Genomic DNA, 20,701 nt, shown 5'->3' on the forward strand with positions numbered 1-20,701 from the left:
TCGCGGGTGAGCCCGCTCCCACAGGGGGCGCAGCAGGTCTGAGGTGGGTATTCCAAATCCGCCATCCTTGTAGGGCAATCCCTACAACAAATCTTCCATCCGGATGATGGCATTCTCTCAGCACCCCCGATTTCCGGGCGCTTGCGCCTCTTCTACTCTTTTGCCTACGCAGTCATCCAACAAAAAGGTGCAGGCATGAGCGAGGCGAAGTCGAACGCTGCTACCAGCGAAACGCTGGTCAGCTTCCGTGGTGTGCAGAAGAGCTACGACGGCGAGTCGCTGATCGTCAAAGACCTCAACCTGGAAATCCGCAAGGGCGAGTTCCTCACCCTGCTTGGCCCGTCGGGCTCGGGCAAGACCACCAGCCTGATGATGCTGGCCGGCTTCGAAACCCCCACTGCCGGTGAAATCCAGCTGGCCGGGCGCTCGATCAACAACGTGCCGCCGCACAAGCGCGACATCGGCATGGTGTTCCAGAACTACGCGCTGTTCCCGCACATGACCGTGGCCGAGAACCTGGCCTTCCCGCTGACCGTACGCAACCTGAGCAAAACCGACATCAGCGAGCGGGTGAAGCGCGTACTGAACATGGTCCAGCTCGATGCCTTCGCCAAGCGCTACCCCGGCCAGCTGTCGGGTGGCCAGCAGCAGCGGGTGGCACTGGCCCGGGCATTGGTGTTCGAGCCGCAGCTGGTGCTGATGGACGAACCGCTGGGCGCACTGGACAAGCAGCTGCGTGAACATATGCAGATGGAGATCAAGCACATCCACCAGCGCCTGGGTGTGACCGTGGTGTACGTGACCCACGACCAGGGCGAAGCGCTGACCATGTCCGACCGCGTGGCGGTGTTCCACCAGGGCGAGATCCAGCAGATCGCCGACCCGCGCACGCTGTACGAAGAACCCTGCAATACCTTCGTCGCCAACTTCATCGGTGAGAACAACCGCATCAACGGCACCCTGTTGGCCAGCGATGGCAAGCGCTGCCAGGTGCAGTTGCCGCGCGGCGAGCGGGTTGAGGCACTGGCGGTAAATGTCGGCCAGGCCGGCGAGCCGGTAACCCTGTCGATCCGCCCGGAGCGCGTACGGCTGAATGGCCACAGCGAAAGTTGCGTCAACCGCTTCTCTGGCCGGGTGGCCGAATTCATTTACCTGGGCGACCACGTACGGGTGCGCCTGGAGGTTTGCGGCAAAGGCGACTTCTTCGTGAAACAGCCGATTGCCGAGCTCGACCCGGCCCTGGCCGTGGGCGATGTGGTACCGCTGGGCTGGGAGGTGGAGCACGCCCGCGCGCTCGATCCGATTGCCGAAGCCCAATGATGGATTGCTTCACCAACCCTGTACTGTGGAGAGAATAATAATGCGCAAGCAGTTGAAACTGACCGCCCTGGCCCTGGGGCTGTTCGCCGCTGGCCAGGCCATGGCCGCAGACCTCACCGTGATCTCGTTCGGCGGTGCCAACAAGGCTGCTCAGGTCAAGGCGTTCTACGAGCCATGGGAGAAGGCGGGTAACGGCAAGATCGTCGCCGGTGAGTACAACGGCGAAATGGCCAAGGTCAAGGCGATGGTCGACACCAAGAGCGTGTCGTGGAACCTGGTAGAGGTCGAATCCCCAGAGCTGGCGCGCGGTTGCGATGAGGGCATGTTTGAAGAGCTCGACCCAGCCCTGTTCGGCAACGAGGCCGACTACGTGCCAGGTGCCATCCAGCCGTGCGGCGTGGGCTTCTTCGTCTGGTCCACGGTGCTGGCCTACAACGCCGACAAGCTGAAGACCGCCCCGACCAGTTGGGCTGATTTCTGGGACACCAAGAAATTCCCGGGCAAGCGCGGCTTGCGCAAAGGCGCCAAGTACACCCTGGAGTTCGCCCTGATGGCCGATGGCGTGGCGCCGAAGGACGTGTACCAGGTGCTGGGTACCAAAGAGGGCGTGGACCGCGCCTTCAAGAAGCTCGACGAACTCAAGCCAAGCATCCAGTGGTGGGAAGCTGGCGCTCAACCGCCGCAGTACCTGGCTTCGGGTGACGTGGTCATGAGCTCGGCCTACAACGGCCGCATCGCCGCAGTGCAGAAAGAGAGCAACCTCAAGGTGGTGTGGAACGGCGGCATCTACGACTTCGATGCCTGGGCCATCCCGAAAGGGGCCAAGGATGCCGACGCGGCGAAGAAATTCATCGCTTTCAGCGTGCAGCCCGAACAGCAGAAGACCTACTCCGAGAACATCGCCTACGGCCCGGCCAACTCCAAGGCCGTGAGCCTGCTGTCGGACGCGGTGAAGAAGGATATGCCGACCACGCCTGAGAACATCGCCAACCAGGTGCAGATCGACGTGGCCTTCTGGGCCGACAACAGCGAGCAGCTGGAGCAACGCTTCAACGCCTGGGCGGCGAAGAAGTAAGCGACCAGTGCAGGGGGCCGCTTTGCGGCCCATCGCAGGCGAGCCAGCGCCTACAGGGACCGCACATACCCTGAGGTGTGGGAGCTGGCTTGCCGGCGATGGGCTGCGCAGCAGCCCCAATTTCAGTTCGTATCGCGGAGTTCGCCATGGCCATTGCAGTGCCCCTCAACGAAGGCGCAGGTCCAAGTCTCAAGCAGCGCCTCAAGCACGCCGAGCGGGTCAACCGCTGGAAGGCGCAGGCGTTGATCGCGCCGTTGGCGCTGTTTCTCCTGCTGGTGTTCCTGGTGCCGATCGCGGCGCTGCTGTACAAGAGCGTCGGCAACCCGGAAGTGGTCGGCGGCCTGCCGCGTACGGTCGAAGTCATCAGCCAGTGGGATGGCAAGAGCCTACCCGGCGAGGACGTGTACAAGGCGCTGAGCCAGGACCTGGCCGAATCGCGCAAGAACCAGACCCTGGGCGACCTGTCCAAGCGCCTGAACATGGAGCTGGCCGGCTACCGTAGCCTGTTGGCCAAGACCGCGCGGGCGCTGCCGTTCAAGAGCGAACCCGCTTCCTATAAAGACGCCATGCAAACCCTCGACGAGCGTTGGGGCGACCCGGCCTACTGGCAGGCGATCCGCCGCAACACCAGTACGGTGACCTCGTTCTACCTGCTGGCCTCTTTAGACCACCGTATCGATGACCTTGGCGAACTGGCCAAGGCCACCCCGGACCAGGCCATTTACCTGGATATCTTTGCCCGCACCCTGTGGATGGGTGTGGTGATTACCGCCATCTGCCTGGTGCTGGCCTACCCGCTGGCCTACCTGCTGGCCAACCTGCCGACCCGGCAGAGCAACTTATTGATGATCCTGGTGCTGCTGCCGTTCTGGACTTCGATCCTGGTGCGGGTGGCGGCGTGGATCGTGCTGCTGCAGTCGGGTGGCCTGATCAACAGCGCGCTAATGGCCATGGGCATCATCGACCAGCCGCTGGAGCTGGTGTTCAACCGCACCGGCGTGTACATCTCGATGGTGCACATCCTGCTGCCGTTCATGATCCTGCCGCTGTACAGCGTGATGAAGGGCATTTCGCCCAGCTACATGCGTGCTGCGATCTCGCTGGGCTGCCACCCGTTCGCCAGCTTCTGGCGGGTGTACTTCCCGCAGACCTACGCCGGTGTTGGCGCCGGCTGCCTGCTGGTGTTCATCCTGGCCATCGGCTACTACATCACCCCGGCATTGCTGGGTAGCCCGAACGACCAGATGGTCAGCTACTTCGTTGCCTTCTATACCAACACCAGCATCAACTGGGGCATGGCCACCGCACTGGGCGGGCTGTTGCTGCTGGCGACCGTGCTGCTGTACCTGATCTATAGCTGGCTGGTCGGCGCCAGCCGCCTGCGCCTGAGCTGAGGAGCCTTGTCATGCTGAGCCCTTACATGTCGCCCGTGGAGCGGGTGTGGTTCTACAGCCTGCGCATTCTTTGCGGCTTGATCCTGCTGTTCCTGATCTTGCCGGTGCTGGTGATCGTGCCGCTTTCGTTCAACAGTGGCAGCTTCCTTGTGTACCCGCTGCAGGGCTTATCGCTGCAGTGGTACCAGGACTTCTTCGGTTCGGCCGAGTGGATGCGGGCCTTGAAGAACAGCATCATCGTCGCCCCGGCGGCCACGGTGCTGGCCATGGTGTTCGGTACCCTGGCGGCCATTGGCCTGACCCGTGGCGATTTCCCCGGCAAGTCGCTGGTGATGGCGCTGGTGATCTCACCGATGGTGGTGCCGGTGGTGATCATCGGTGTGGCCAGCTACCTGTTCTTCGCCCCGTTGGGCATGGGTAACAGCTTCACTTCGCTGATTCTGGTGCACGCGGTGCTGGGTGTGCCGTTCGTCATCATTACCGTGTCGGCGACGCTGCAGGGCTTCAACTACAACCTGGTGCGCGCGGCGGCCAGCCTGGGTGCCTCGCCGCTGCTGACCTTCCGCCGGGTAACCCTGCCGCTGATCGCGCCTGGGGTGATCTCGGGGGCGCTGTTCGCCTTTGCTACCTCGTTCGATGAAGTGGTGGTGACACTGTTCCTGGCCGGGCCGGAGCAGGCGACCCTGCCGCGGCAGATGTTCAGTGGTATTCGCGAGAACCTGAGCCCGACCATTGCGGCGGCGGCGACCTTGCTGATTGCCTTCTCGGTGATCTTGCTGCTGACCCTGGAGTGGTTGCGCGGGCGTAGCGAGAAGCTGAGAACCCAACAGCCTGCCTGATGATGGGCTGTCTGTACCGGCCTCTTCGCGGCTAAAGCCGCTCCCGCAGGGTTATGCGGTCCCTGTAGGAGCGGCTTCAGCCGCGAAGAGGCCAGCGCAGGTTGCAACAACTGGTCGACACCCATTGATACCAATCAGCCCTCATCCCTTTCCCTGGGTTACAATGCGCGCCACCGTGATTCTGCCAACAGGTGCGCCATGCAGCCCTACGCTATTGCCCCCTCCATCCTCTCCGCCGACTTTGCCCGCCTGGGTGAGGACGTCGACAAGGTATTGGCTGCGGGTGCCGACATCGTCCACTTCGATGTCATGGACAACCACTACGTACCCAACCTGACCATCGGCCCGATGGTGTGCACCGCCCTGCGCAAGTATGGCGTTACCGCACCGATCGACGTGCACCTGATGGTCAGCCCGGTCGACCGCATCATCGGCGACTTCATCGAAGCCGGCGCCACCTACATCACCTTCCACCCGGAAGCTTCGCAGCACATCGACCGCTCGCTGCAGCTAATCAAGGACGGTGGCTGCAAGGCTGGCCTGGTGTTCAACCCGGCCACGAGCCTGGACGCCCTGAAATACGTGATGGACAAGGTCGACATGGTGCTGCTGATGAGCGTCAACCCAGGCTTCGGCGGGCAGAAGTTCATCCCCGGCACCCTCGACAAGCTGCGCGAGGCGCGTGCGCTGATCGATGCCAGTGGCCGTGACATCCGCCTGGAGATCGACGGCGGCGTCAACGTCAACAACATCCGCGAGATCGCTGCCGCTGGCGCCGATACCTTCGTGGCCGGCTCGGCGATCTTCAACGCCCCGGACTACCAGGAAGTCATCGCCAAGATGCGCGCCGAACTGGCCCAGGCCCGCCCATGAGTGGCTTCGAGCAGCTGTTCCCGGGGACGCTGCCCAGGCTGGTGATGTTCGATCTGGACGGTACCCTGATCGATTCCGTGCCAGACCTGGCCGCCGCTGTGGACCGCATGCTGCTCGAACTGGGGCGCCCGCCCGCCGGCCTTGAGGCGGTACGCCACTGGGTCGGCAATGGCGCCCAGGTGCTGGTGCGCCGGGCACTGGCCGGGGGCATCGACCACGCTACCGTGGACGATGCGCTGGCCGAGCAGGCGCTGGCGCTGTTCATGGACGCCTATGCCGAAAGCCATGAGCTCACCGTGGTCTACCCCGGTGTGAAAGACACCCTGCGCTGGCTGCAGAAGCAGGGTGTGGAAATGGCGCTGATCACCAATAAGCCTGAACGCTTCGTCGCCCCCTTGCTGGACCAGATGAAGATCGGCCGCTACTTCCGCTGGATCATCGGCGGTGACACCCTGCCGCAGAAAAAACCCGACCCGGCAGCACTGCTGTTCGTCATGCAGATGGCCGGCGTTACCCCGCAACAGTCGCTGTTCGTCGGCGATTCGCGCAGTGACGTGCTGGCGGCCAAGGCGGCCGGCGTGCAGTGCGTGGGGCTGACCTACGGTTACAACCACGGCCGGCCGATCCACGACGAATCCCCCAGCCTGGTGATCGACGACCTGCGCGCATTGCTGCCCGGTTGCGCAGACCTGGCCACTGGGATAACGTTGGCGGATCTTCAAGCCTCACAAGACAGAGAGTCCACCGTGGCGGTTACTGGCAAATTCTGGATGAAAGTCATCAAGGCCTTGGCCCGTTGGCGTTGGCGCGCCTGACTTCTGCCTGCCGGCGCGTGCCGGCCCGTCCGTTTGCCTGACCTATTGCTGCTTGCCACGAGGCTACTCATGAACCGCGAAGAATTCCTGCGCCTGGCCGCTGCCGGCTACAACCGCATTCCCCTGGCCTGCGAAACCCTGGCCGACTTCGACACGCCGCTGTCGATCTACCTGAAACTGGCTGACCAGGCCAACTCGTACCTGCTCGAATCGGTGCAGGGCGGCGAGAAGTGGGGCCGTTACTCGATGATCGGCCTGCCGTCGCGCACTGTGATGCGTGTGCACGGCTACCACGTCAGCATCCTGCAGGATGGCGTCGAGGTAGAAAGCCACGATGTCGAAGACCCGCTGGCCTTCGTCGAGACCTTCAAGGACCGTTACAAGGTTGCCGACATCCCCGGCCTGCCGCGCTTCAATGGCGGCCTGGTCGGCTATTTCGGCTACGACTGCGTGCGCTATGTGGAAAAGCGCCTGGGCGCCTGCCCCAACCCGGACCCGCTGGGCGTGCCGGATATCCTGCTGATGGTGTCCGACGCGGTGGTGGTGTTCGACAACCTGGCGGGCAAGATGCACGCCATCGTGTTGGTCGACCCGGCTGAAGAACAGGCTTTCGAACAGGGCCAGGCACGCCTGCAGGGCCTGCTGGAAACCCTGCGCCAGCCCATCACCCCACGCCGGGGCCTGGACCTGAGCGGCCCGATGGCTGCAGAGCCAGCATTCCGCTCAAGCTTTACCCAGGAAGATTACGAGCGTGCAGTCGACACCGTGAAGGAGTACATCCTGGCGGGCGATTGCATGCAGGTGGTGCCGTCGCAGCGTATGTCGATCGACTTCAAGGCTGCGCCGATCGACTTGTACCGCGCGTTGCGTTGCTTCAACCCGACGCCATACATGTACTTCTTCAACTTTGGCGACTTCCACGTGGTCGGCAGCTCGCCCGAGGTGCTGGTACGTGTCGAGGACAACCTGGTTACCGTGCGCCCGATTGCCGGTACCCGCCCGCGTGGCGCGACCGAAGAGGCTGACCGCGCGCTGGAAGACGACCTGCTGTCGGACGACAAGGAAATTGCCGAGCACCTGATGCTGATCGACCTGGGCCGCAACGACGTGGGCCGCGTGTCGTCGACTGGCAGCGTGCGCCTGACCGAGAAGATGGTGATCGAGCGTTATTCCAACGTGATGCACATTGTGTCCAACGTCACCGGCCAGCTGCGTGAAGGGCTGACGGCAATGGATGCACTGCGGGCGATCCTGCCGGCCGGTACCCTGTCGGGGGCACCGAAGATTCGTGCGATGGAAATCATCGACGAGCTGGAACCGGTCAAGCGTGGGGTTTACGGTGGGGCCGTGGGGTATTTCGCCTGGAACGGCAACATGGATACCGCGATTGCCATCCGTACCGCCGTGATCAAGGACGGTGAGCTGCATGTGCAGGCCGGGGGCGGCATCGTGGCCGACTCGGTGCCGGCGCTGGAGTGGGAAGAAACCATCAACAAGCGCCGGGCGATGTTCCGCGCGGTGGCGTTGGCTGAGCAGACTTCCGCCAAATAGACCGATTGGGGCTGCTACGCAGCCCATTCGCGGGTAAACCCGCTCCCACAGGTACGGTGCAGGATTCGAAAACTGTGCTGATCCTGTGGGAGCGGGTTTACCCGCGAATGGGCCGCAAAGCGGCCCCGGCAATCTAGAAGTCGACGCTAACCCCCAGACTCACCCCCTGCTGCGTCAGCTCATCACTCTTGCGCCAGTTGTAGTTCCCGCGCAAATGCACCCCCGCCACGACTTCATGGCTCACCCCCAGGCTGGCCCTGGTCAGGTCGCTATGCGGCGTATACCCGGTCAGGGTGAAGTCATTCGCCGGCAAGCTGGTCAGGTGCATGGTCACATCCTGCTGGTCGTCCTCAAACTCATGCTCCTGCGCCACCTCGGCGAACAGCCGGGTACTCGGCAGCACCTGCACGCTGCCCAGCAGCCCCACGCCCAAACGGCGTGAGGTGCGTTCCTGGTCATCGAAGCCCAGTGCCGTCGAGCGCCCACTCTTCTCGTCGTAGCCATCCACCTTCACCCGTGCATAGTCGGCGCTGATGAACGGTGCCAGCTGCCAGCTGCTGCTCTCGGTCGCCAGGTTGTAGCCCAACCGACCCGACATCGCCCAGGCCTCACCATCGGTGTCGCCCTTTTCGCTGCGGTCGTTCACGCCAAGGGCGAAGGTGCGCTTTAGGTCGCTGTAGTCCAGGTGCCCGGCAGTCAGCGCGGCATCGCCCCACCAGCGATCCTGGCGATATTGGGCGAAGGCGCTGGCCAGGTAACTGTCGAGCTTGTAGTCCGAGTCCTGTGCGCCGGCTTCCAGCTTCTGCTGGTACACACCGCCGGCCAGGCCCAGGCGCCAGGCGTCGTTCAGGCGGTAACTGCCGCCCACGGTCAGGTTGTAGCCGCGGCCATCGCCACTGGCGGCGCTGCGCTGGCCGTCGAAGTCCAAGTCCTGGGCGCCGGTGGCGGCAAAGGCCTGCCACTGGCCGACTGCTTGCCAGGGCGTCTGCCACTGGTTGCGCAGCTCGTCCTGGTGGGCGCGCAGGCTGGCGTGGGCCATTTCCGGTAGCAGGGTCAGTTCCCATGGGGCGGAGAGAATCGAGTAGGCGTAATCGGCAATCAGCTGCTGGCCAGCGATGGTTGGGTGCACCGAGTCGTTGAACAGCAGCTTGGTTGGGTCGGGTGTGGTGCCGTTAATGCCGTACACCGGGTTTTCCACGCAGCCTTCGCCGCTGTAGCAGGTGCCGACCAGGTTCTGGCCAGTGGCCAGGCCGAACTGGCTGGGGCTGGCCAATGCCTCGCTGAGCAGCACGGGGATGTTCAGCGGAATGATCTCCGCATCGATTTGCCCCAACTGGCTGAGCAGCGACTGGTTGAACGCCCCCGACAGCAATGACAGCGGATTCTGTTGTGGCGTGCCGCTGAAATTCGGGGTTTGGCCGAGGTCGGGCAGCAGCCAGACCATGATGTAGCGTGCGCCACCTTGTTGCAGGGCCTGGGCGCTGGCGGCCAGGCGGGCACCTGCGGCGACGGCATCGGCCGGGCTGTTTACCAGGCCTTGCAGGAAGTCGTTGCCGCCACCGGTCAGGTAGTACAGCGCGTTGGGGTCGGCGCGCAGGCCGTTGGCCAGGTAGCCCGGTTTTTCCCGTAGTACCTGCCCGGCGCCGGGGCGTCCAGGCGGGATGACCGTTTCGGAAGTGCTGGTGATCGAATCGAGGATCTGCTGGGTGGTGTAGCCGCCGACTGCCCAGTTATTACCGTCGGGAATCCCCAAGGCCGGATTGACGGGGGAGGTGGAAGGGCCAAGCTCGGTAGGGTTCACACCCAGTCGCCCACCCAGGATCATTGGCGAAACCGGGGCATAGTTGCCATTGGCATCGCGGTTGGTGAAGCGCGCTCCGCCAAACTGCCCGGCATCGCTGAGGCTGTCGCCAAACACGATCATGCTGGAGTAGGGCGAAGGGGCGGCGAAAGCCTGGCTGCAGGCCATTGCCAATGTGGCAAGGGTAAAGCGCAATAACGGTGCTTTTCGCATCTGGGAACATCCTTTTCATTGTTTTTATCAGGACAACCCGATCGACCTTAGCAAATCGCAGGGCATCCCTCCCAAGTCCATTCGTTTCCCCGTGTTTACGGGCATATTGCGCCCGCCGCCCCGGTAGGCTACTGTGCCGGGACGTATGAGCGAGACCTATCCTGTGTTGATCGTCAGCAAACTCTTGATGCGCGTAATCAAGGCCCACGCCCGTTGGCGTTGGCGCGCCTGACTTTATCCCCTGCCGGCCTGTCCGGCCCGCCCCCGTTTGCCTTCCTGTCTACCGCCCTTTACAAGGCCAAGCTGCGCCCGCGGCAGGAGCAGGAAGGTTCGAATTTGAAGTCAGTAAGTTCAAGAGGTTTAACACGATGTTACTGATGATCGACAATTACGACTCATTCACTTACAACGTCGTTCAGTACCTTGGCGAGCTGGGTGCCGAGGTCAAGGTCATTCGCAATGACGAAATGACCATCGCCCAGATCGAAGCCCTCAACCCCGAGCGCATCGTCGTATCCCCAGGCCCGTGCACGCCGAGTGAGGCGGGCGTGTCCATCGAGGCCATCCTGCATTTTGCTGGCAAGCTGCCAATCCTCGGCGTATGCCTGGGCCACCAGTCCATCGGCCAGGCCTTTGGCGGTGACGTGGTACGTGCGCGCCAGGTGATGCACGGCAAAACCAGCCCGGTACATCACCGTGACCTGGGCGTGTTTGCCGGCCTCAACAACCCGCTGACGGTGACCCGTTACCACTCGCTGGTAGTAAAGCGCGAAACCTTGCCCGAGTGCCTGGAAGTGACCGCCTGGACCGCCCATGCTGACGGTTCGGTCGATGAGATCATGGGCCTGCGCCATAAAACGCTGAATATCGAAGGGGTGCAGTTCCACCCCGAATCGATCCTGACCGAGCAGGGCCACGAGCTGTTCGCCAATTTCCTCAAGCAGACCGGCGGCCGCCGCTAAGGATCGAACATGGATATCAAGAGCGCGTTGAGCCGTATCGTCGGCCAACTGGACCTTTCCACCGAAGAAATGCGCGATGTCATGCGCCAGATCATGACCGGCCAGTGCAGCGAGGCTCAGATCGGCGCCTTCCTGATGGGCATGCGCATGAAGAGCGAAAGCATCGACGAGATCGTGGGTGCGGTGTCGGTGATGCGTGAGCTGGCCGACAAGGTCGAGCTGAAAAGCCTCGATGGCGTGGTCGATATCGTCGGTACCGGTGGTGATGGCGCCAACATCTTCAACGTGTCCACCGCGTCTTCGTTCGTGCTGGCGGCAGCGGGCTGCACCGTGGCCAAGCACGGTAACCGCGCCGTGTCGGGCAAGAGCGGCAGTGCCGATTTGCTGGAGGCCGCCGGCATCTACCTGAACCTGACGCCGGTCCAGGTTGCCCGTTGCATCGACAGCTTAGGGATAGGCTTCATGTTCGCGCAAAGCCACCACTCGGCCATGAAGCATGCTGCCGGCCCGCGTCGCGACCTGGGCCTGCGTACCCTGTTCAACATGCTCGGCCCGCTTACGAATCCGGCTGGGGTGAAGCATCAGGTAGTTGGCGTGTTTGCCCAGGCCTTGTGCCGCCCGTTGGCCGAGGTGCTACAGCGCCTGGGCAGCAAGCATGTGCTGGTGGTGCACTCGAAAGACGGCCTGGATGAGTTCAGCCTGGCTGCACCTACCTTCGTTGCCGAACTGAAAAACGACGAAATCACTGAATACTGGGTAGAGCCAGAAGACCTCGGCATGAAGAGCCAGAGCCTGCATGGCCTGGCCGTCGAGAACCCGCAGGCGTCGCTGGAGCTGATCCGCGATGCGCTGGGCCGACGCAAGACCGAAAACGGCCAGAAGGCCGCCGAAATGATTGTGCTCAACGCGGGTGCGGCGCTTTATGCCGCTGACCACGCCATGAGCCTGAAGGCCGGTGTGGAACTGGCCCACGACGTACTGCACACCGGCCTGGCCTGGGAAAAGCTGCAGGAGCTGGGTGCCTTTACTGCAGTATTCAAGGTGGAGAACGAAGCATGAGTGTGCCGACGGTGCTGGAAAGGATCATTGCCCGCAAGTTCCAGGAAGTGGCCGAGCGCAGTGCGCGCGTTAGCCTCGCCGAGCTGGAGCGCCTGGCCAAGGCCGCCGATGCCCCGCGAGGCTTCGCCAATGCACTGATCGAGCAGGCCAAGCGCAAGCAGCCTGCGGTGATTGCCGAAATCAAGAAGGCTTCGCCAAGCAAGGGCGTGATCCGAGAAAACTTCGTACCGGCGGAAATCGCCGTCAGCTACGAGAAGGGCGGCGCTACCTGCCTGTCGGTGCTGACCGATGTCGATTACTTCCAGGGTGCCGATGAGTACCTGCAGCAGGCCCGTGCGGCGGTTTCGCTGCCGGTGATCCGCAAAGACTTCATGGTCGACCCTTACCAGATCGTCGAAGCCCGGGCCCTGGGTGCGGACTGCGTGCTGTTGATCGTGTCGGCGCTGGATGACGTGAAGATGGCCGAACTGGCCGCCACTGCCAAGGATGTCGGCCTCGATGTGTTGGTGGAAGTGCACGATGGCGATGAGCTGGAGCGTGCGCTGAAAACCCTCGATACGCCGCTGGTGGGGGTGAACAACCGTAACCTGCACACCTTCGAGGTCAGCCTGGAAACCACCCTCGACCTGTTGCCGCGCATTCCGCGTGATCGCCTGGCAATTACCGAGAGTGGCATTCTCAACCGGGCTGATGTGGAGCTGATGGCGATCAACGAGGTTTACTCGTTCCTGGTGGGTGAGGCGTTCATGCGCGCCGAGCAGCCTGGGCTGGAGCTGCAGCGGTTGTTCTTCCCGGAACAGGTGAAGAAGACTGTTCAGCAATTGGACTGATCGAAACGAAGCCGGCGTTTTTGCCGGCTTTTTTGTATGCCTGTTCTGGACTTTTCGCGGGTAAACCCGCTCCCACAGGGAGCCCACAGTCTTCAAGGTTGCGCTGTACCTGTGGGAGCGGGTTTACCCGCGAAGAGGCCGGTGAAACCAACATCATAGGTGGATCAATGACCGATCAACCCCTGGCCCTGACCGTAGAGCAAGGCCTGCACGCCGAACAGGAATTGCTCGCCGCCGTCTGCCGCGGCGAACGCGAGAGTGGCGTGCTGTTCTGGCGCCCGACCGACCATGCCCTGGTCATGCCCAGGCGCATGAGCCGCCTGGACAACTTCGAAGCCGCCTGCGCGGAACTGGCAATCGCCGGCTGGCCAGTGCTGTTGCGCGAAACTGGCGGCGAGCCGGTGCCGCAATCGCATGCCACCGTGAACGTTGCGCTGGTCTACGCCGCGCCGCGCAGCGAAGGCGATCATGGCCGCATCGAAAATGCCTACGAGCGCCTGTGCCTGCCGCTGTGCGATGTACTGCGCGAGTGGGGCGGGGTGGCGTCGGTGGGGGAAATTGACGGGGCCTTCTGCGATGGCCGCTACAACGTCAACCTCAATGGCCGCAAACTGGTCGGCACCGCCCAGCGCTGGCGCCAGGGGCTGGGCGGCAAGCGCCCGGTGGTGCTGGTGCACGGTGCGTTGCTGCTGGACAACGAACGTCAGTCGATGGTGGCGGCGGTCAACCGTTTCAACGAGTGCTGCGAGCTTGAGCAACGCTGCCGCGCCGATGCGCATATTGCCCTGCACGAAGTGGCGCCTGCGGCGCCCTGGTTCGAGCGCCTGTCGCAGGCCTATGCCAAGGTGCTGTCCGACCTGCCCAAGGACTAGCGGGTACCGTAGACCACCATGGTCTTGCCTTTGACCTGCACCAGGCTGCGCTCCTCGAGGTCCTTGAGGACGCGGCCGACCATTTCGCGCGAGCAGCCGACGATTCGGCCGATTTCCTGACGGGTGATCTTGATCTGCATGCCGTCGGGGTGGGTCATGGCATCGGGTTGCTTGCACAGCTCCAGCAGGCAACGAGCAACCCGCCCGGTTACATCGAAGAACGCCAGGTCGCCAACCTTGCGCGTGGTGTTGCGCAGGCGCTGGGCCATCTGGCTGCCCAAGGCGTAGAGGATCTCCGGGTCCTGGCGCGCCAGTTCGCGAAATTTCTCGTAGCTGATTTCAGCCACTTCGCATTCGGTCTTGGCACGCACCCAGGCGCTGCGCTGCTGCTCACCGTCAACCGGCTCGAACAAGCCCAGCTCGCCAAAGAAATCGCCATTGTTGAGGTAGGCGATGATCATTTCGTGGCCGTCGTCGTCCTCGATCAGGATAGTTACCGAACCCTTGATGATGAACGACAGTGTCTCGGCCCGGTCACCGGCGCAGATGATGTTGCTTTTGGCGGTGTAGCGGCGGCGCTGGCAATGCGCCAGCAGCTTGTCGATGTTCTTGATCTTGGCGGGTAGGGCGGAGGCAACCATCACGAAATCCTGTTCGATACGACGCATAGGCTCTTTTATAGAGGTTGGCTGGCAGCATGCGCCAGTCATTTGGCGCCAGCTTATCAGACACTACAGGATGTTTCGGTACTAAACCGACACCTCTCGTGCTTTTCCCACAGCCGCACAAGGTCTAAGCTGACACCCTTTTCCGAAAATCAGGAGTCCAGGTAGATGAAGGCACGTATCCAGTGGGCCGGTGAGGCCATGTTCCTCGGCGAATCGGGGAGCGGCCATGTCGTCGTGATGGACGGCCCGCCCGAGGCTGGCGGCCGCAACCTGGGTGTGCGCCCTATGGAAATGCTGCTGCTGGGCCTGGGTGGTTGCAGCAGCTTTGACGTGGTCAGCATCCTGAAGAAGTCGCGCCAGGCGGTGGAAAGCTGCGAGGCGTTCCTGGAGGCCGAGCGTGCCAGCGAAGACCCGAAGGTGTTCACCAAGATCCACATGAACTTCGTGGTGAAGGGGCGTGGGCTGAAGGAGGCGCAGGTCAAGCGCGCTGTGGAGCTGTCGGCGGAGAAGTATTGCTCGGCTTCTATCATGCTCGAGCGTGCCGGGGTTGAGATTACCCACGGGTACGAAATTGTAGAGCTGGGTTAAGCCCACCATTTTTGGGGCCGCTTCGCAGCCCATCGCGACACAAGGCCGCTCCCACAGGTATAGCGCTGACCTTGTGGGAGCGGCCCCGGCAATATCAGCTGCGAAGCGCCGGCAGTACAGCCCGCACCCATTCCGGCAAGCAGCTACGCATCACTTGGCTCAAGTGCTCCCGCCGCTTCTGGTAAACCAGCCCCAGCCAGATAACCCCAAGCCCGATCAAGGTCACCACCACCGGGAACAGCAGCGATTCGGCAAACACTTCATACGACAGGTACCCCAGGTAAGCCGCCACTCCCAGCGCACCGAACACCATGAACACCGGCCGGCGCAGCAGCACTGCCATGCCCATCAGCGCAATGTTGATCAGGCAATACAGGGCCTTGCCCAACTCGCTGCCACTGTCCAGCAACGTCAACCCACCCCAGAATGCCGCCAACCCTGCCAGGTAACCCCAGTGGGCGTAGTCTTCGCGCGTGCGGCCGTCCACCACCAGGAACACCGCCAACATCCCCAGCCCGAACCATAACGACACTTCACGGCGCTGTTCCCAGCTGAACGGCGAGCCGAAGAACCATTCGCTTAGGTCCATCGACATGAACCACAGGGCCACGGCTATTGGCATGACGATGAACGGGTAAGGGATCAGCCGCAGCATCAGCAACCCGGCCAGTACCGTGGCCAGTTCCATCGCCAGCCAGCCGCTCTGCACGTAGGTGTAGTAATGGTGGTAGTTCGCTTGCGTGTCGTTCACGGGCCACCAGCCAACCAGCCGTTCGATGGCGAATACTGCCAGTGGCACGATGCTGACCGCGACGGCTGCCAGCACCCCGGCAGCGACTGGCTGGGCGCGGCGCTGCAGATTCAGGGCAAATAAGGTAATCAGCAGGATATACAGGCTGGCGATCACCAGCAGTGCGCCGTCGCCGATGCTCATCCAGGCCTCGGTGAGCAACCAGCCCATGGCCGCCATGATCAGCATGGCGCCAAAGTAGAACGCGACATGGGCCAGCTGGAAGCTACCACGTGGTACCGGCTGCTGGCGCAGGAAGGTCAGCAGGGCCTGGTCCTGGCCCGGCTGGAGAACGCCGGCTTGCACGGCGCGCGCCAGGTCCTTGGCGTCGAAACGGTCCGTCATGGTGATGCCTTCAGATGCGGTAAGTGCTCTTGGTCATGACCTTGGCCAGCAAGCTCATGCCAAAGCGAACCGGGGCCGGAAAGCGATAACCGCCGGCTTCCAGGGCAGATTCGGCGTGCTGTTCTTCATCGATGCGCATTTGCTCGAGAATGGCCCGGGACTTTTCGTCTTCGTGCGGGATCTGCTCCAGGTGTTCGTCGAGATGTTTGCACACCTGATGTTCAGTAGCGGCGACGAAGCCCAGGCTGACCTTGTCGCTGACCAGCCCGGCGAGGGCGCCGATGCCGAACGACATGCCGTAGAACAGGGGGTTGAGCACGCTTGGGTGGCTGTTCAGCTGGCGAATGCGCTGTTCGCACCAGGCCAGGTGGTCCACTTCTTCCTCGGCGGCATGCTCCATGGCCTTGCGCACTTCGGGCAGTTTGGCGGTCAGGGCCTGGCCCTGGTACAGCGCCTGGGCGCAGACTTCACCGGTGTGGTTGATGCGCATCAGCCCGGCCACATGGCGAGCCTGCTGCTCGTCCAGGTCAACGTCTGGCTGGATGATGGCCGGCGATGGCCGGGCGGGTTGGCCGCTGAAGGGCAGCAAGGTGCGCATGGCGGTATCGGCCTGCAGCAACAAGCGGTCGAGCGGCGAGTAGTGACGTTCGGTAGCCATCGGGCACCTCCGCAAGAATGTGCCCGACAGTTTACCGCAATAGCGGCGGGGTCGCTTGCTGTGGATCAGCCCGGTGGCCAGTGCATCTGGCGCTGGCCAAGCACGTGCATGTGGATGTGGTAGACGGTCTGGCCACCTTTCGGGTTGCAGTTCATGACAACGCGGAAGCCTTCCTCGCAGCCCTGCTCGACGGCCAGGCGCTGGGCGGTGAACAGGATATGGCCAGCCAGGGCCTTGTCCTCTTCGGTCAGGTCATTGAGAGTACGGATGTGCTTTTTCGGGATTACCAGGAAATGTACCGGCGCTGCGGGTGCAATGTCCTTGAAGGCCAGGACCTGGTCGTCTTCGTAGATGATATCCGCCGGGATTTCCCGGTTGATGATTTTGAGGAATAGATCGTCCACAGCACTTGCTCCATGGTGAGGGTCGGGCCGAGTGTACTCAGCCGGACGCCGCTCGCCCAGTGGCTATTCCATGCCGGCCGGGCAATAGCGGCGGTGGATGGCCCCGGCCAGCTTGCGCACCAACCAGCGTGGCAGCAGGCGCGGGGCGAATGCCAGCCAGCGGTTGCGCCGGCCTGGCATGATCAGCGCGCGGTTCTTGTCCAGTGCGCGCACGGTGTACAGCGCTACTTCTTCGGGGCTGAGGCAGCGCGGCTTGCCATCAAGCCGGGCAATGCGCCGGCGCGAGGAGCGCACCGGCCCTGGGCACAGCACCGAGACCTTGATGCCGGTGCGCTTGAGTTCTTCGCGCAGGGCCTGCGAGAAACTCAGCACATAGGCTTTGCTGGCGGCATAGGCGGCCATCCACGGGCCAGGCGCCACCCCGGCCAGGCCGGCGACGTTGAGGATCTGCCCGCCGCCCTGCACGGCCATCAGGTTGCCGATGGCGTGGCACAGGCGGCTCAGGGCCAGTACGTTGACTTCCAGTAGATCTTGTTCGTCGGCCCACTCATGGGCGAGGAACGGCCCGTAGGTGCGCAGGCCGGCACAGTTGACCAGCAGGTCGATGCGCCGCTCGCCTTCTTCCAGTTCCAGCACGAAGCCTGAAAGGCGCAACGGCTGGCTGAGGTCGCAGGCGCGGAACAGCACCTCGACACCGAAGCGCTGGGTCAGCTCGATGGCTACCGGCTCCAGCGTTTCCCGCTGACGTGCCACCAGGATCAGGTTGCGCCCGCGCCGCGCCAGAGCTTCCGCCAGGGCCAGGCCCAGGCCGCTGGAAGCACCAGTGATCATGGCGTAACGGGTCATGCAAGGCTCCTGGGGGCGGACGAGGGCGCCTAGTGTACAGCTTGCCCGGGCAAGGTGTTGCCTTTTGCTACAAGGCGCGGGCGCGCAGGGTATGGCAGTGCTCCAGGGCTTGCCGGTACTCGTTATGCAGGCGCTCGATCAACGCGCTGGCAATGGGCAGGTCGTCGATACCGCCGACACCCTGGCCCGCCGACCACACGGTCTTCCAAGCCTTGGCTTCGTCGTCGATTGGCTTGAGCTTGCCTGGTTCATGGCCGGCCGTCAGGGCGTTCATGTCGTAGCCGGCCTGCTCCAGGCTTGAGCGCAGGAAGCTGGCGGGGATGCCCGATACCGCCGGGGTGTGGATGATGTCGGCGGCGTGGGCATCCAGCAGCATCTGCTTGTAGGCATCCTGGGCCTGGCTCTCTGCTGTGGCGATGAAGCGCGTGCCCATGTACGCCAGGTCTGCACCCAGCAGTTGCGCGGCCAGAATCTCGTGGCCGTGGTTGAGGCAGCCGGCAAGCAGCAGGGTCTTGTCGAAGAACTGGCGTATTTCTGCGGCCAGGGCGAATGGGCTCCAGGTGCCGGCATGGCCGCCCGCGCCCGCGGCGACGGCAATCAGGCCGTCGACACCGGCTGCGGCGGCCTTCTCGGCATGGCGGCGGGTGGTGACATCGTGGAACACCAGGCCGCCATAGCTGTGTACGGCATCGACCACTTCCTTCACCGCGCCCAGGCTGGTGATGACGATTGGCACGCGGTGTTCAACGCATAAGGCCAGGTCGGCCTGCAGGCGCGGGTTGGTCGGGTGGACGATCAGGTTCACTGCGTAGGGCGCTGGCGCCTGCAGTTGCGCCAGGCCAGCCTCGATCTCTTCCAGCCAGGCCTTGAAGCCGGCGCTGTCGCGCTGGTTCAGCGCCGGGAAGCTGCCGACCACGCCGCTGGCGCAGCAGGCCAGCACCAGTTTGGGGTTGGAGATCAGGAACATCGGGGCGGCAACCACGGGCAGGCGCAGGCGGTGTTCGAGCGAGGCGGGTAGCGACATGGCAAGGCTCCTTGAAAGGGTGGCTATGTCAGAACGGTTTGACCACCACCAGAATTACGATACCCAGCAGGAACAACACGGGCACTTCGTTGAACCAGCGATAGTAGACGTGGCTGCGGGTGTTGTTGCCGCTGGCGAAGCGTTTGCGCTGGGCGCCGCACACGTGATGGTAGCCGGTCAGCAGGATGACCAGGGTCAGCTTGGCATGCAGCCAGCCCTGGCTCAGCCAGCCGGGGGTGAGGTAGAGCATCCAGGCACCGAACACGTAGGTGGCGATCATTGCCGGGTTCATGATGCCGCGGTACAGCTTGCGCTCCATGGTCACGAAGCGTTCCTGGCTGATGCTGTCCTGGCTCTGGGCGTGGTAGACGAACAGCCGCGGCAGGTAGAACAGGCCGGCGAACCAGCAGACCACGCTGACGATATGCAGCGCTTTGATCCATAGGTAAAGCATGGAGGGAGTTCCTTCAGGTAATCACGGTCGTCAGATAGTAGTGGTCAAGCGCCCGAAGGGTCACCCGAAGAGTTGTTACAGGCGCCTTGCGCCCCTATTATCGTGCGCTTTCCAGACGGCTCGTTGATAAGGGGCAAGCGTTATGATCAAGGTCGGTATCGTCGGCGGCACGGGTTACACCGGCGTCGAACTGTTGCGTCTGCTGGCACAGCATCCACAGGCCGAAGTGGCGGTCATCACTTCGCGCTCCGAGGCGGGCGTGGCGGTAGCGGACATGTACCCGAACCTGCGCGGCCACTATGACGGGCTGGCGTTCAGCGTACCGGACAGCAAGGCCCTGGCCGCCTGCGATGTGGTGTTCTTCGCCACCCCGCACGGTGTTGCCCATGCCCTGGCCGGCGAGCTGCTGGCAGCCGGCACCAAGGTGATCGACCTGTCGGCCGACTTCCGCCTGCAGGATGCCACCGAGTGGGGCAAGTGGTACGGCCAGCCGCACGGTGCGCCAGAGTTGCTCAAGGACGCGGTGTACGGCCTGCCTGAGGTGAACCGCGAGAAGATCCGCCAGGCACGCCTGATCGCCGTGCCGGGCTGCTACCCGACCGCCACCCAGCTGGGCTTCCTGCCGCTGCTGGAAGCTGGCCTGGCCGACCCGTCGCGCCTGATCGCCGACTGCAAGTCGGGTGTCAGCGGCGCTGGCCGTGGCGCGGCGGTAGGTTCGCTGTTCTGCGAAGCCGGCGAGAGCATGAAGGCTTACGCGGTCAAGGGCCATCGCCACCTGCCGGAAATCAGCCAGGGCCTGCGCCTTGCGGCTGGCAAAGACATCGGCCTGACCTTCGTGCCGCACCTGACGCCGATGATCCGTGGCATTCACGCCACCCTGTACGCAAATGTGCTCGATACCTCGGTCGACCTACAGGCGCTGTTCGAGAAGCGCTATGCCGATGAGCCGTTCGTCGATGTGATGCCAGCTGGCAGCCACCCGGAAACCCGAAGCGTACGCGGCGCCAACGTCTGCCGCATTGCCGTTCATCGCCCACAGGGTGGTGACCTGGTGGTGGTGCTGTCGGTGATCGACAACCTGGTCAAGGGCGCCTCCGGCCAGGCGGTGCAGAACCTCAACATCCTGTTTGGCCTGGATGAGCGCATGGGCCTGTCCCATGCCGGCTTGCTGCCTTAAGCAGCCAGCGTTGGAAAAGGCCCGCGTCGTGCGTAATGCTGTTCACTTAAGCGGAGCAGCCTTACGATCCACCGGATACCGGGTTTTGGAAATCTTCACCGTCCTTGGCCTTCCTGGCCTTGGACGGTGATCCAGAAACATCC

General features: G+C 63.2%; 21 protein-coding genes. 13 read left to right on the top strand and 8 right to left on the bottom strand.

Features of this window, described 5'->3' with window-relative positions:
- Positions 1-195 precede the first annotated feature (195 nt).
- The 7 genes from ABE456_RS09815 (at position 196) to trpE (ending at position 7,867) form a co-directional block, all read left to right on the top strand.
- On the top strand, positions 196-1,320 hold the full coding sequence (locus ABE456_RS09815) for an ABC transporter ATP-binding protein (protein WP_346643720.1): 1,125 nt from the start codon (positions 196-198) through the stop codon (positions 1,318-1,320).
- A gap of 40 nt (positions 1,321-1,360) precedes the next feature.
- The gene (locus ABE456_RS09820; RefSeq protein ID WP_346643721.1) at positions 1,361-2,395 is read left to right on the top strand and encodes an ABC transporter substrate-binding protein; all 1,035 of its coding nucleotides are present in this window, start codon (positions 1,361-1,363) and stop codon (positions 2,393-2,395) included.
- A gap of 146 nt (positions 2,396-2,541) precedes the next feature.
- Positions 2,542-3,789 (top strand): ABC transporter permease, encoded by a 1,248-nt coding sequence (locus ABE456_RS09825; RefSeq protein ID WP_346643722.1) that lies wholly within the window; start codon positions 2,542-2,544, stop codon positions 3,787-3,789.
- 11 nt (positions 3,790-3,800) lie between these two features.
- Positions 3,801-4,628, top strand: coding sequence for an ABC transporter permease (locus ABE456_RS09830; protein ID WP_346643723.1), 828 nt, complete (start codon positions 3,801-3,803; stop codon positions 4,626-4,628).
- Positions 4,629-4,826: 198 nt separating this feature from the next.
- A complete protein-coding gene (gene rpe / locus ABE456_RS09835; protein ID WP_027917448.1) occupies positions 4,827-5,501 on the top strand; it encodes a ribulose-phosphate 3-epimerase in 675 nt (224 codons plus the stop codon).
- Positions 5,498-6,316, top strand: coding sequence for a phosphoglycolate phosphatase (locus ABE456_RS09840; protein WP_346643724.1), 819 nt, complete (start codon positions 5,498-5,500; stop codon positions 6,314-6,316). Before rpe ends, ABE456_RS09840 begins: the two co-directional genes overlap by 4 nt.
- Positions 6,317-6,385: 69 nt before the next feature.
- On the top strand, positions 6,386-7,867 hold the full coding sequence (gene trpE / locus ABE456_RS09845; protein ID WP_346643725.1) for an anthranilate synthase component I: 1,482 nt from the start codon (positions 6,386-6,388) through the stop codon (positions 7,865-7,867).
- Between the two features lie 133 nt (positions 7,868-8,000).
- Here trpE and estP read toward each other — a convergent pair whose 3' ends face one another.
- Complete coding sequence (gene estP / locus ABE456_RS09850; RefSeq protein WP_346643726.1) at positions 8,001-9,881, bottom strand: esterase EstP; 1,881 nt, start codon at positions 9,879-9,881, stop codon at positions 8,001-8,003.
- Positions 9,882-10,249: 368 nt separating this feature from the next.
- On the opposite strand from estP, the gene ABE456_RS09855 reads away from it, so the two are divergent.
- The 4 genes from ABE456_RS09855 to ABE456_RS09870 all read left to right on the top strand — a co-directional run bounded on the left by ABE456_RS09855 (position 10,250) and on the right by ABE456_RS09870 (position 13,604).
- Positions 10,250-10,843 (top strand): aminodeoxychorismate/anthranilate synthase component II, encoded by a 594-nt coding sequence (locus ABE456_RS09855; RefSeq protein WP_003259809.1) that lies wholly within the window; start codon positions 10,250-10,252, stop codon positions 10,841-10,843.
- Positions 10,844-10,852: 9 nt separating this feature from the next.
- Complete coding sequence (gene trpD / locus ABE456_RS09860; protein ID WP_346643727.1) at positions 10,853-11,902, top strand: anthranilate phosphoribosyltransferase; 1,050 nt, start codon at positions 10,853-10,855, stop codon at positions 11,900-11,902.
- Complete coding sequence (trpC, locus tag ABE456_RS09865; protein WP_346643728.1) at positions 11,899-12,732, top strand: indole-3-glycerol phosphate synthase TrpC; 834 nt, start codon at positions 11,899-11,901, stop codon at positions 12,730-12,732. Before trpD ends, trpC begins: the two co-directional genes overlap by 4 nt.
- Positions 12,733-12,899: 167 nt before the next feature.
- On the top strand, positions 12,900-13,604 hold the full coding sequence (locus tag ABE456_RS09870) for a lipoate--protein ligase family protein (RefSeq protein WP_346643729.1): 705 nt from the start codon (positions 12,900-12,902) through the stop codon (positions 13,602-13,604).
- Here the strand turns inward: ABE456_RS09870 and crp are convergent.
- Positions 13,601-14,245, bottom strand: a complete 645-nt coding sequence (gene crp, locus ABE456_RS09875) for a cAMP-activated global transcriptional regulator CRP (protein WP_346643730.1) — start codon at positions 14,243-14,245, stop codon at positions 13,601-13,603. The genes ABE456_RS09870 and crp overlap by 4 nt on opposite strands.
- 192 nt (positions 14,246-14,437) lie before the next feature.
- Between crp and ABE456_RS09880 the strand changes: the two genes are divergently transcribed.
- The gene (locus ABE456_RS09880; protein WP_004376171.1) at positions 14,438-14,860 is read left to right on the top strand and encodes an OsmC family protein; all 423 of its coding nucleotides are present in this window, start codon (positions 14,438-14,440) and stop codon (positions 14,858-14,860) included.
- Positions 14,861-14,954: 94 nt separating this feature from the next.
- Here the strand turns inward: ABE456_RS09880 and ABE456_RS09885 are convergent, their stop codons facing one another.
- From ABE456_RS09885 to hemJ, 6 genes are all read right to left on the bottom strand, one after another.
- Positions 14,955-15,995 carry a DUF2157 domain-containing protein gene (locus ABE456_RS09885; protein WP_346643731.1) on the bottom strand — a complete coding sequence of 347 codons (1,041 nt, stop codon included), beginning with the start codon at positions 15,993-15,995 and terminating at the stop codon, positions 14,955-14,957.
- 10 nt (positions 15,996-16,005) lie between these two features.
- Positions 16,006-16,653 carry a 2-polyprenyl-3-methyl-6-methoxy-1,4-benzoquinone monooxygenase gene (gene coq7, locus ABE456_RS09890; RefSeq protein ID WP_346643732.1) on the bottom strand — a complete coding sequence of 216 codons (648 nt, stop codon included), beginning with the start codon at positions 16,651-16,653 and terminating at the stop codon, positions 16,006-16,008.
- 65 nt (positions 16,654-16,718) lie between these two features.
- Positions 16,719-17,057: a histidine triad nucleotide-binding protein gene (locus ABE456_RS09895; protein ID WP_213659320.1), complete on the bottom strand. Its 339-nt coding sequence runs from the start codon at positions 17,055-17,057 to the stop codon at positions 16,719-16,721.
- Between the two features lie 63 nt (positions 17,058-17,120).
- Positions 17,121-17,903, bottom strand: a complete 783-nt coding sequence (locus tag ABE456_RS09900) for an SDR family oxidoreductase (RefSeq protein WP_284355537.1) — start codon at positions 17,901-17,903, stop codon at positions 17,121-17,123.
- Positions 17,904-17,970: 67 nt separating this feature from the next.
- Positions 17,971-18,927: a nitronate monooxygenase family protein gene (locus ABE456_RS09905; RefSeq protein WP_346643733.1), complete on the bottom strand. Its 957-nt coding sequence runs from the start codon at positions 18,925-18,927 to the stop codon at positions 17,971-17,973.
- 28 nt (positions 18,928-18,955) lie between these two features.
- Positions 18,956-19,381 carry a protoporphyrinogen oxidase HemJ gene (gene hemJ, locus ABE456_RS09910; RefSeq protein ID WP_346643734.1) on the bottom strand — a complete coding sequence of 142 codons (426 nt, stop codon included), beginning with the start codon at positions 19,379-19,381 and terminating at the stop codon, positions 18,956-18,958.
- A 142-nt stretch (positions 19,382-19,523) separates the two neighbouring features.
- Between hemJ and argC the strand changes: the two genes are divergently transcribed.
- Positions 19,524-20,558, top strand: a complete 1,035-nt coding sequence (gene argC, locus ABE456_RS09915; protein WP_346643735.1) for an N-acetyl-gamma-glutamyl-phosphate reductase — start codon at positions 19,524-19,526, stop codon at positions 20,556-20,558.
- Positions 20,559-20,701: the final 143 nt, after the last annotated feature.

Source organism: Pseudomonas sp. TWI929 (genome assembly GCF_039673335.1).
In the GTDB taxonomy this organism is placed as follows: domain Bacteria; phylum Pseudomonadota; class Gammaproteobacteria; order Pseudomonadales; family Pseudomonadaceae; genus Aquipseudomonas.

Excerpts from the sequence above, each read along its gene's own strand:
- ABE456_RS09815 (WP_346643720.1), top strand. The coding sequence starts at position 196 with ATGAGCGAGGCGAAGTCGAACGCTGCTACCAGCGAAACGCTGGTCAGC.
- ABE456_RS09820 (WP_346643721.1), top strand. The coding sequence starts at position 1,361 with ATGCGCAAGCAGTTGAAACTGACCGCCCTGGCCCTGGGGCTGTTCGCC.
- ABE456_RS09825 (WP_346643722.1), top strand. The coding sequence starts at position 2,542 with ATGGCCATTGCAGTGCCCCTCAACGAAGGCGCAGGTCCAAGTCTCAAG.
- ABE456_RS09830 (WP_346643723.1), top strand. The coding sequence starts at position 3,801 with ATGCTGAGCCCTTACATGTCGCCCGTGGAGCGGGTGTGGTTCTACAGC.
- rpe (WP_027917448.1), top strand. The coding sequence starts at position 4,827 with ATGCAGCCCTACGCTATTGCCCCCTCCATCCTCTCCGCCGACTTTGCC.
- ABE456_RS09840 (WP_346643724.1), top strand. The coding sequence starts at position 5,498 with ATGAGTGGCTTCGAGCAGCTGTTCCCGGGGACGCTGCCCAGGCTGGTG.
- trpE (WP_346643725.1), top strand. The coding sequence starts at position 6,386 with ATGAACCGCGAAGAATTCCTGCGCCTGGCCGCTGCCGGCTACAACCGC.
- estP (WP_346643726.1), bottom strand. The coding sequence starts at position 9,881 with ATGCGAAAAGCACCGTTATTGCGCTTTACCCTTGCCACATTGGCAATG.
- ABE456_RS09855 (WP_003259809.1), top strand. The coding sequence starts at position 10,250 with ATGTTACTGATGATCGACAATTACGACTCATTCACTTACAACGTCGTT.
- trpD (WP_346643727.1), top strand. The coding sequence starts at position 10,853 with ATGGATATCAAGAGCGCGTTGAGCCGTATCGTCGGCCAACTGGACCTT.
- trpC (WP_346643728.1), top strand. The coding sequence starts at position 11,899 with ATGAGTGTGCCGACGGTGCTGGAAAGGATCATTGCCCGCAAGTTCCAG.
- ABE456_RS09870 (WP_346643729.1), top strand. The coding sequence starts at position 12,900 with ATGACCGATCAACCCCTGGCCCTGACCGTAGAGCAAGGCCTGCACGCC.
- crp (WP_346643730.1), bottom strand. The coding sequence starts at position 14,245 with ATGGTTGCCTCCGCCCTACCCGCCAAGATCAAGAACATCGACAAGCTG.
- ABE456_RS09880 (WP_004376171.1), top strand. The coding sequence starts at position 14,438 with ATGAAGGCACGTATCCAGTGGGCCGGTGAGGCCATGTTCCTCGGCGAA.
- ABE456_RS09885 (WP_346643731.1), bottom strand. The coding sequence starts at position 15,995 with ATGACGGACCGTTTCGACGCCAAGGACCTGGCGCGCGCCGTGCAAGCC.
- coq7 (WP_346643732.1), bottom strand. The coding sequence starts at position 16,653 with ATGGCTACCGAACGTCACTACTCGCCGCTCGACCGCTTGTTGCTGCAG.
- ABE456_RS09900 (WP_284355537.1), bottom strand. The coding sequence starts at position 17,903 with ATGACCCGTTACGCCATGATCACTGGTGCTTCCAGCGGCCTGGGCCTG.
- ABE456_RS09905 (WP_346643733.1), bottom strand. The coding sequence starts at position 18,927 with ATGTCGCTACCCGCCTCGCTCGAACACCGCCTGCGCCTGCCCGTGGTT.
- hemJ (WP_346643734.1), bottom strand. The coding sequence starts at position 19,381 with ATGCTTTACCTATGGATCAAAGCGCTGCATATCGTCAGCGTGGTCTGC.
- argC (WP_346643735.1), top strand. The coding sequence starts at position 19,524 with ATGATCAAGGTCGGTATCGTCGGCGGCACGGGTTACACCGGCGTCGAA.